The sequence below is a fragment of the Ignavibacteria bacterium genome (genome assembly GCA_016873845.1).
GTDB lineage: Bacteria > Bacteroidota > Ignavibacteria > Ch128b > Ch128b > JAHJVF01.
The window spans coordinates 1-9873 of the sequence record VGVX01000088.1; the positions used below are offsets into that span (position 1 = coordinate 1).

At 36.8% G+C, this 9873-nt stretch carries 10 protein-coding genes; 9 read left to right on the forward strand and 1 reads right to left on the reverse strand.

Going from position 1 to position 9873, the window contains the following annotated elements:
* From FJ213_11950 to FJ213_11990, 9 genes are all read left to right on the forward strand, one after another.
* Window positions 1-668 (forward strand): hypothetical protein (locus FJ213_11950; GenBank protein MBM4176865.1); only part of this gene is annotated, 668 nt, incomplete at its 5' end.
* Window positions 669-715: 47 nt separating this feature from the next.
* Window positions 716-1579: a 4Fe-4S dicluster domain-containing protein gene (locus FJ213_11955; GenBank protein MBM4176866.1), complete on the forward strand. Its 864-nt coding sequence runs from the start codon at window positions 716-718 to the stop codon at window positions 1577-1579.
* Complete coding sequence (gene hybB, locus FJ213_11960) at window positions 1569-2867, forward strand: Ni/Fe-hydrogenase cytochrome b subunit (GenBank protein ID MBM4176867.1); 1299 nt, start codon at window positions 1569-1571, stop codon at window positions 2865-2867. The genes FJ213_11955 and hybB overlap by 11 nt, the downstream gene beginning before the upstream one ends.
* Window positions 2846-3550 carry a glycine cleavage system protein H gene (locus FJ213_11965; GenBank protein MBM4176868.1) on the forward strand — a complete coding sequence of 235 codons (705 nt, stop codon included), beginning with the start codon at window positions 2846-2848 and terminating at the stop codon, window positions 3548-3550. Before hybB ends, FJ213_11965 begins: the two co-directional genes overlap by 22 nt.
* A 9-nt stretch (window positions 3551-3559) precedes the next feature.
* Window positions 3560-4294: a hypothetical protein gene (locus tag FJ213_11970; protein MBM4176869.1), complete on the forward strand. Its 735-nt coding sequence runs from the start codon at window positions 3560-3562 to the stop codon at window positions 4292-4294.
* A gap of 14 nt (window positions 4295-4308) precedes the next feature.
* Entirely contained in the window at window positions 4309-4839 is a 531-nt protein-coding gene (locus FJ213_11975; GenBank protein MBM4176870.1) for a cytochrome C554, read from the forward strand.
* A 146-nt stretch (window positions 4840-4985) separates the two neighbouring features.
* Complete coding sequence (locus FJ213_11980) at window positions 4986-6590, forward strand: HAMP domain-containing protein (GenBank protein ID MBM4176871.1); 1605 nt, start codon at window positions 4986-4988, stop codon at window positions 6588-6590.
* A gap of 11 nt (window positions 6591-6601) precedes the next feature.
* Window positions 6602-7939, forward strand: a complete 1338-nt coding sequence (locus FJ213_11985; GenBank protein ID MBM4176872.1) for a sigma-54-dependent Fis family transcriptional regulator — start codon at window positions 6602-6604, stop codon at window positions 7937-7939.
* A complete protein-coding gene (locus FJ213_11990; GenBank protein MBM4176873.1) occupies window positions 7939-8532 on the forward strand; it encodes an archaemetzincin family Zn-dependent metalloprotease in 594 nt (197 codons plus the stop codon). The genes FJ213_11985 and FJ213_11990 overlap by 1 nt, the downstream gene beginning before the upstream one ends.
* On the opposite strand, the gene FJ213_11995 is transcribed toward FJ213_11990, so the two are convergent.
* A partial coding sequence (locus tag FJ213_11995) for a hypothetical protein (protein MBM4176874.1) occupies window positions 8525-9873 on the reverse strand: 1349 nt, incomplete at its 5' end. The two genes, FJ213_11990 and FJ213_11995, sit on opposite strands and share 8 nt — an antisense overlap.

Consider the following 9873-nt stretch of genomic DNA (forward strand, 5'->3'; position numbering starts at 1 on the left):
TAGTCGCGTTAATGTTTCTTATCACCATAACTGTTGGTTTGATAATTACAAAAGTCCGTGAAAAAAAACGAGATGAAGCAATAGCTGTTCCAAAATCTCATAGCTATGCTGTATTTTCAAAAGATTCTATTCTTACTCCAAAAGGAATTTATTTTTCCCAAAATCACAACTGGGTGCAAATCGAAACAAATGGAAATGCAAAAATTGGTATTGATGATCTTTTAAACAAAGCACTCGGATTCTTTAAAATAGTGAATGTTTGCCGAACGGGTCAGCTTGTAAAAAAAGGTGAAGTAATTGCCCAAATCGATTTGAACGGCAAATCGCTAAACATCTATTCTCCACTTGATGGAAAAATAATATCAGTCAATAAAGATCTGATTGAAGATGCAGCAAGATTTAAGGAATCGCCTTATGATGATGACTGGATAGTGAATGTCGAGCCGCTCAATTTAAAAGAAAATCTGCTCTCGCTTCATATTGGCGATGAAGTTATTTCGTGGATGAAGAATGAACTTTCCCGCTTCAAAGATTTTTTATCTTCTCTTTCGCCTAAAGCTGAACTTGTGGGTGTTACACTCTACGATGGCGGAAATATCAGCGAAGGCGTGCTTGATTTCTTTGACCAAGAAACAATCAAAAAATTTGAAAAAGAGTTTTTGAAATAAAAACTGTCCAAAATTTTTGTTAGAAAATTATTGTATGGAGAAATTTAATGGATAGAAGAAATTTTTTAGCCACAGTCGGTACTGCCGTAGGAGCTAGTTTCATCGGGAGAAATGCCAAAGCATCAGAAAAAATTGAAATGATGGGAATTCTTATCGATACAACTAAATGCCTCGGCTGCCGATCATGCGAATATTCCTGCGCTGAAGCGAATGGATATCCGGAACCTTCAGATGACAGCGACAAACTTTTTAACTCACACCGAAAAACTTCTGAGAATTCTTTAACTGTTGTAAACAAGTTTGTTATCGATGAAAACGAAATATACGTTAAAGAACAATGTATGCACTGCGCCCAGCCTGCATGTGCCGCTGCTTGCTTAACCAGAGCAATGCATAAAACAAAAGAAGGGCCCGTTGTATGGGATGGGAGTAAATGCATGGGCTGCCGGTTCTGTATGATTTCATGTCCGTTTGATATTCCAAAGTTTGAGTACTTTAGTGCTAATCCAAAAATCTCAAAATGCGTTATGTGTTGGGAAAGATTAGCAAAAGGAGAAATCCCTGCTTGCGCAGAGAACTGTCCGAATGAAGCAATAGTTTTTGGAAAGAGAAGCGACTTAATTCATGAGGCGAATAACAGAATATATTCCGAACCTGACGCATATGTAAAACATATTTACGGCGAACATGAAGTCGGTGGAACCGGAGTTCTCTACTTATCTTCTGTGTCTTTTGAGAATTTTAAGTTCAGAACTGACCTTGGCGAAGAAGCATATCCGGAATTTACTAAAGAATTCTTATATGGAGTTCCGGTTATCCTAACTCTCTTCCCAGCATTTCTGCTTGCATTAAGCAACTCAACTAAACGGGAAAAAACATTTACTGAAGGCGAGGGCGGAAATGGACACTAATAAAAAATCTTTGTCGTTTATGATTTCAGAATTAAAAAGATTTTTCAAATTCTTTTTTTCAGAACTAAAACCGAAAGGAAAAGTGTTCACGCCTTTTAATATAATTACTGGAATTATAATGTTAACCGGTGCCGTATTGCTTGTGATACGATTTGCTTTTGGATTAGGAACAATAACAAACTTATCTCAGGAATATCCTTGGGGATTATGGATAGGTTTTGATGTTATTACTGGAGTTGCTTTTGCCGGCGGTGCTTACGTTTTGACTTTTATCGTTTACATAATGAGAGATGAAAAATATCATCCAATAATCCGTGTGACTGTATTAAATGGATTTTTAGCTTATGTGTTTTATGCTGGCGCACTCCTTCTGGATCTTGGAAGACCATGGAATGTTATTAATCCAATCATAGGAAATTCATTTGGCGTCAGTTCAGTTTTGTTTCTTGTTGCGTGGCACTTTTTACTTTATATGCTCGCTGAGTTTATTGAATTCTCTCCTGCTGCTGCTGAGTGGCTAGGATGGAAAAAAACAAGAAAAGTTTTGGCAGGATTAACTCTCGGCGCTGTAATTTTTGGAATAACTTTATCAACGCTCCATCAATCAGGACTTGGTGCGCTCTACCTGATGGCAAAAGCGAAAATACATCCGCTGTGGTATACTGAATTTATTCCCATACTATTTTTAGTATCAAGTGTTTTTGCCGGTTTGTCAATGGTCATATTCGAAGGATCGATAAGCCATAAAGTTTTTAAACATAGAATAAGCGAGGAGATTCATAGATCACATAATGATATTGTTATCGGTTTGGCAAAAATCTGCGCTGGCGCGATGTTCGTTTACATTTTTTTGAAAGCGCTGGTCTTTGTACACGGGCAACATTGGACATATCTTAATTCAGGATGGGGATTATGGTATTTAGTTGAAATGATTGTCTTTGTTGCTATTCCATGTTTTATTTTTATAGAAGGATATCAAAGTAAAAAAATCAATCTTATAAAATTTGGTGCCGTTCTTACACTTATTGGAATAATACTCAATCGGCTGAATGTTTCTGTAATTGCCTTCAAATGGTATGAAGCAGTAAGATACTATCCGACATGGGGAGAGATAGTTGTAACTCTTGCAGTAATCAGCGCAGAAATTTGGGTCTTTAGATGGATCGTTAATCGTATGCCGATACTCAGCGATATGCCTGATTGGGCAAAACGTCAGGATCAAATCGGTGAACTCGAATCAGTAACTCAAAAATCGGAGTCGTTAAAATGGAAAGCTTCTATTACATAGATATTTTTGAAACAAAAGGAATTGAATACTTACTTGTAATTGGATATTTGATAGTTCTGGTATTTTTCTGGCGCTTGCTCACCAAACCCGAACCGATGATTCAGCGTGCTGAGATTTTCCACCAAATTCGCGGTGCGTTAAGCCAGTGGTTTAAAATGCCAAAGAATTATTTCTATCATCAAGGACACACATGGGCGCTGCCAGCTGAAAACAACTTGATAAAAGTTGGAGTCGACGATTTCGCACAAAGATTATTGGGCATTGCTGATAAAATTCACCTGCCTGCCATTGGAGAAAAAGTTGAGCAGGGGGAGAAGGGTTGGAGACTTTATGTTGACAAAAAAAATATCGATATACTTTCTCCGATAAGCGGTAAAGTTGTTGAATTAAACAGCGACGTTATTAAGAATCCAGGGCTGCTCAACGACGAACCATACACAAATGGATGGATCATGAAAATTCAACCTGAAAAGCCAAAATCTGAATTTAAGAATCTGCTTACAGGTAAAGTCGCTCTCGCTTGGGGTGAAAACACTATTGATATGCTTCAAGAAAAAATGTCCGAAGCAAACGAGTTCGGATTGGTGATGCAGGATGGCGGCTTGCCGATTTCCGGATTTGCGAAAATTATGTCGCCAGACAATTGGGATTCTTTAGTACAAGAATTTTTTATGACGGAATAGATTTATTTTATGACCAACTCAAAGTCAATCAAATGCATATACATGGAATCCGGTTTTGTTGATTACAAAATCTGCGACCGCGATTTTGACTGCGAGAATTGTCCATTTGATCAAGCAATTCATGATCAAAGCGGTTTACATAAATTCCAAATTGCGAAGGACGCACAGGAAGAAAATATTCTTCTTAAGAAATTCGACACAAAAAGAGTTGTCCCATCTGACTTGTTAATTTCAAATAACCACGTATGGATTAAAAAGATCGAAGAAGCAGCCTTTTATGTCGGAATCGACCATTTGGCTCAAAGCTTAATAAAACGAATCAGCACTTTTCAATTTCCTTTTGTCGGCAGTCAAATCACAAAAGGAGAGCCGATAATTTGGGTGATTGGAAAATGGGGGATCGTATCTATTCCATCTCCGGTAAATTGCGAAATTCTCGAATTCAATTCCGATTTGCTCCTCAATCCAAATAAATTTTTCTATGATGACATTTATAGCGTTTGGCTCTTGAAGATTACCGTTGCAGATAAAATAAATTCGATAGATTTTTCTAATGGAATGCGATTCAAAGATCTTCTCGCTCAAGATTTATTGACTATTAAAGCTTTCTCTAAAAAACTCATCTCGAATCCGGCGTTGGGTGTAACTATGTTCGATGGCGGAGAACTCTTGATGGACTTAAACGATCATCTTAGCAATAAAAAATATGTTCAATTACTAAAACTTATCTTCAATAAAAAATAGTTAAGGAAAATATTATGAAAAAACTACTCCCGTTATCTTTGATTATTCTATTTTGCATTTTAATTGGGACCGCAGTCAATTCGCTAGCACAAGATAACAAATTCACTGGCGTTAAAATTTGTTCCGCATGCCATAAAGGCCAAAAAGGAAATATGATTTACGATAAGTGGCTAAAGACAAAACATGCAGAAGCTTATAAAACTCTAGAAAATGAAAAGTCAAAAGAACTCGCTAAAAAGAAAGGGTTGAAAAATCCTCCAACAGAAGCGGATGAATGTTTAAAATGTCATGCAACGGGTTACTTTGAAAAAGATCGGCAGCTTGCTTCAAACAAAAAAGAAGATGGAGTTACTTGCGAAGCTTGTCACGGACCAGGCTCGGCTTATAAATCTTCGCACGGCAAAGAAAAGAAAGAAGATGGAATCAAAAAAGGTTTAATAATTGGCTCGGGCGAAGAAAAGATTTGCAAGAAATGTCACAATTCTGAAAGTCCGACTTTTGCTGGATTCAATTACAAAAAAGATTGGGAAAAAATTAAACACTAATATTTTTTAGATAAAATATCATCGGATTCCAATTGTAGAGAGGATATGTGCAGGGGTTTTGGAATCCGATTTTTTTATCTCTAATCTTCACGTTGCTATTAGTTAGAAACCTGGGTAACTTTGTAATAAGAAAGAAGGTTTTTACAATGCGGAGCCGGCTCACACTTCACAGGACACTTGCTTTCCGATTATTTATAAGTCTTATAATCGTCCTTCTGATTGTTTTTACAATCGATACTTATTACTCTATAAATCGACAGGAATCGCAAGTCATGGACCTCGCTATGATGAGCACAATCCGAAACGGAGACATCATTAAGCGTTCTACTCGATACGGAATGTTGTTGAACAGACGCGAGGATGTGCATCAAATTATTAAAACCATCGGCGATGAGCCCGGAGTAGATGCAATTCGAATCTATAATAAACGCGGCGAGATTATTTTCTCAACTAGGCAGCCAGAATTGTTCACTACTGCCGATCTAAATTCTGTCTCTTGCAATCCATGTCATTTTTTTACCCAGCCGCGATCCGATCTTACCGACAAAGAACGAATTCGAATTTTTAAAAGTGAAACCGGGTCGAGAATCCTTGGCTTAATAAATCCAATTAGGAACGAAGCCGAATGTTCGGATGCTCCTTGTCATATTCATCCAGCTAATGTTGAAATCCTCGGTATTCTTGATGTACAAATGTCGCTCGCTACAATTGACGAACAGATTGCTATCAATAGAAGAGGCTTAATCATCTCTTCAATTATCATTACATTTCTTACTGCGATTTTTTCCGGAATCTTTATTTGGATGATGGTTCACACGCGAGTGAACGAATTAATAAAAGGGGCAAAAGCTATCAGCAATGGGAATCTCGACTACACTCTTGATATTAAAACTAAAGACGAACTTGGGGAGCTCGCACTTGATTTCAATGAAATGTCTAAAAACTTGAACAAAGCTTACAACGAGATCAAAGACTGGAACGAAACACTAAATCTTAAAGTGCAGGAAAAAACAAATCAGCTAAAAGAAATATATGAGCATATTGTTCAAATTGAAAAAATCGCTTCTTTAGGAAAACTTTCGGCAACGGTTGCACATGAGATAAATAATCCCTTAGAAGGAATTCTGACATACAGCAAGCTTGTAATTAAGAAACTGAAGAATCGCCGAGAGGACGTTGAAATTGATAAGGTTGTTCCGTTCCTGGAGATCATTTCATCGGAATCTGAAAGATGCGGCAACATTGTTAAGAATCTTCTTTTATTTTCAAAAGTATCGGAGAACGTTATTGAAAAAAATGACCTTGTGAATATCATTGAGAGAAGCATACTACTGGTTTCTCATCATTTTAAGATCAATAACATCAATTTGATCAAAAAATTCTTATACAAATCGTACGTAATCGATTGCGACAAAAATCAGCTTCACCAAGCAATTATTGCAATTTTGATTAATGCAGTAGAATCAATGCCGAATGGCGGAAATTTAAGCGTTGATATAATCCCTGATAAAACCAAAGTCACGATTGAGATCGCAGATACCGGATGCGGAATCTCTCAAGAAAATCTTGATAAAATTTTCGAACCGTTTTTTACAACTAAAAGCAGCGGGAAAGGAACCGGCTTGGGACTTTCGGTTGTGTACGGAATTGTTGAACAGCATCGAGGAAAAATCAACGTCGATAGTCGAGTTGGCGAAGGAACTAAAATGCAGATTATACTTCCAATTGAAAAAATTACCGAATCAGCTTAGTCGAGGTTAAAATGAACAACGAAATAAAAATTTTAATTGTAGACGATGAACAAGTCGTACGTGAATCGCTTAAACATTGGTTTGAAGAGGATGGATATAAAGTTGACGTATCTGAAGACGCGTTTAACGTTCTCGAAATGCTTCAGCCTGATAAATGGGATATTATGCTGGTAGATATCAAAATGCCGAAGATGAGCGGATTGGAGCTTCTTGAAAAAGTTAAAGTTGTCGATCCAGAATGTGTGGTTATTATTATTACCGCTTATGCTTCTGTCCCCACGGCAGTTCAAGCATTGAAAAATGGAGCTTTCGATTATGTCACAAAACCGATTGATCCGGATGAGCTTTCTCATTTAATAGAAAAAGCTATTAAACACAAAAACTTAAAACGCGAAAACATAGCTCTTAAATCTCGAATCGACGAAATGCTGCATCTAGAAGACCTTGTGGGCGAAAGTCCTGAAATGAAAAAAGTTTTTGAGCTGATTCAAATTGTTGCACCGCAGGATACAACCGTTATGATACGCGGAGAAAGCGGAACGGGCAAAGAATTGATTGCTCGAGCCATTCATATAAATTCTACTAGAAAATACTATCCGATTATTCCTGTCAATTGCGGTGCATTCGCCGAAAGTCTTTTAGAAAGCGAACTGTTCGGACACGAAAAAGGTGCTTTCACTGGGGCCCAATACAAAAGAAAGGGCAAAATTGAAATGGCAGATGGCGGGACTCTTTTCTTAGACGAAGTCGGAAGTCTCTCGCCAAAAATGCAGGTTGAACTTTTGCGTGTTATCGAATCTAAGCAATTCCACCGGGTAGGTGGAAACGAGCTAGTGAAAGTAAATTTTAGATTGATCTCAGCAACAAATGAACCTCTTGAAAAGCTCGTTGAAGAGGGAAATTTCAGAGAAGATCTTTACTACAGATTGAACGTTTTCGCTATTTATGTTCCGCCGTTAAGAGAAAGACGTTCGGATATTCCTGTTCTTGCAAAGTTTTTTATAAATAAGTTCTCACGTTTAATGAACAAACCGATAAAGGACATTTCTAAAGATGCAATGGAAATTCTGCTGAATTACAATTGGTCTGGTAATGTCCGAGAGCTCGAAAACGCAATCGAACGGGCAATGGTGGTTGGTACATTCTCCGAAATCCAAGCAGACAATCTCCCGTTCAAAATTGAAAACACAAAAGGAATGTCCGATTCTCTTTCTGAACTTGAAAGACTTCACATAAAAAAAGTTTTGTTCAAGCATGATTGGAATGTAACAAGAGCAGCAGCCGCGCTTGAGATAGACCGAGTTACTCTTTATAATAAGATTAAAAAGTATGAACTCAGAAAAGAGTAATGAAACTAAAAGCAGCCGTCGTTCTACTCAATTTTGCAAATCGATCTGCGTTATCTCGCATAGTTGACAATTTAAGAAGAATTTTTCCTCATGAATGGGAATTATTAAATTCTGATTTCAATGCTATAGATTTTTTCTCCCCTGCGAGGAACCAATATTACTCCACGAAAATCCTCGAAAAAATACTCCATTCATACAACGAAAAGTTTGACAAAATTCTTTTGGTAACCGATCACGATCTTTACGTCCCGGTATTAACTTTCGTTTTCGGTGAAGCGCAGCTAAGCGGAACTGCAGCTGTTGTAAGCACTTGCAGATTGCACCAAGAGTTTTATGGTCTGCCAACCGACGATCACATATTATTAGATAGACTCGAAAAAGAAATCTTTCACGAACTCGGACATACTTTTGGTCTGCGTCATTGCCGCGATTGGAACTGTGTGATGCACTCCTCTTCGAACATAGATGAGATTGATATAAAGCCAAAGGATTTCTGCAAAACTTGTTCGAAAAAGATTCAATCGTCAGCAGAAGAAAAGATTCCATCCCGACATGTCGGGATGGAATCTTTTAACGTTCTCACTTTCATTTAACACTCTCCTCAACAATTTTTATCTCCCCCTCTGTTAAACCATAAAGCTCATAGACAAGTTTGTCTATTTGATTGTCAATAGCTTTAATTTGTCGCTGAAGTGCTTCTTTTTCTGATGGTATGTTTACTACCGATTCTTTTTCAACAAAGTCCATAATTTGTTTGACTAGTATGACAATTTTGTCATGTAAACTTTGCTCCTTATTTGATTCAATCATACGAATAGGAATTTTTTCCAAATCTGAAACAAGCACTTTGGGAAATAATCCTTTTTGTGCTTTAGGATTCCACTTTAAATGAAACCAAGATATTAATCTCGAATTCAAAATCGCCAAAATATAATAAGGATGAGGTAATTCATTTTCTAATTTAATGGGAATTACATCTCTACTATGGTAAAGCTCACCTTCATAAAAAGCTGCTATTATCCTTCTATCTTTACCTCCTGTAATTTCCTGAACTAGAATTCTTTTCCCTTTAAAATTATTCGGGTTCCTTGGAGCTGCGAGCCAAGGGCCATATTTAATCCATCTTCTCCCAGTCACATTTACAAAATATCTACCTAAATCCCTTCCTATAATCTCAGCTTTCCAATCCTTATTTAATTTTTTCTCCGAATGATATGGTTTTATTAATATAGTTTCTTTTGTATGTGGTTTACCATTTAAATCTAATCCCTTTCCAACCTCATAAGGGTTGTATCCTGAACAAGGTCTAGCATATACTTTCAAATTTTTTGAAACGCTCCAAACCTTATTAATTAGATAACTTTCATCAGTGTTTGAAAAAATACTTATATAATAATTCTGATTTATAAATGAATCTTTAATAAAATTATGAGATTGAATCGGATCTATCTTAAATCCAAGTGTATCGTAAATATCTACCAAAATATTTTGTTTTCTAGTCCTAGTTATGATGGTTATAAGTGTATTTACCTTCGCATTCTTAAAAACAAATTCTGGTAACCAGCATATTTTCTCTATCGCATAATTATCGAGTATAAATTTTCGCAAAGATTTTGCCGAAGGAATCGTAAGCCAAGTAACTGGGACAATGTATCCATGTATTCCATTTTCTTTGAGCATATTCAGGGACGCTTCATAAAAAAGAAAATAATGTTCAAAACTTCCTTCCGAAGAATAATATCTTTTTTTAAAGTAAAGCTTCAAAGATTCACCATGAATTTGGTGAAATCCATACGGCGGATTCCCGATCACGCAATCAAATCCACCCTCCTGCATAATGTTCTTAAATTCAGTACTCCAATCAAATACATTTATCCGTATTCGTTCTTCGTCATCAACAAATAGTAATTGTGTCTGCTCATAAAAATCCGGAC

Coding starts and splice junctions, on each gene's coding strand:
- FJ213_11975 (MBM4176870.1), top strand. CDS start 4,309: ATGAAAAAACTACTCCCGTTATCTTTGATTATTCTATTTTGCATTTTA.
- FJ213_11970 (MBM4176869.1), top strand. CDS start 3,560: ATGACCAACTCAAAGTCAATCAAATGCATATACATGGAATCCGGTTTT.
- FJ213_11990 (MBM4176873.1), top strand. CDS start 7,939: ATGAAACTAAAAGCAGCCGTCGTTCTACTCAATTTTGCAAATCGATCT.
- FJ213_11965 (MBM4176868.1), top strand. CDS start 2,846: ATGGAAAGCTTCTATTACATAGATATTTTTGAAACAAAAGGAATTGAA.
- FJ213_11985 (MBM4176872.1), top strand. CDS start 6,602: ATGAACAACGAAATAAAAATTTTAATTGTAGACGATGAACAAGTCGTA.
- hybB (MBM4176867.1), top strand. CDS start 1,569: ATGGACACTAATAAAAAATCTTTGTCGTTTATGATTTCAGAATTAAAA.
- FJ213_11955 (MBM4176866.1), top strand. CDS start 716: ATGGATAGAAGAAATTTTTTAGCCACAGTCGGTACTGCCGTAGGAGCT.
- FJ213_11980 (MBM4176871.1), top strand. CDS start 4,986: ATGCGGAGCCGGCTCACACTTCACAGGACACTTGCTTTCCGATTATTT.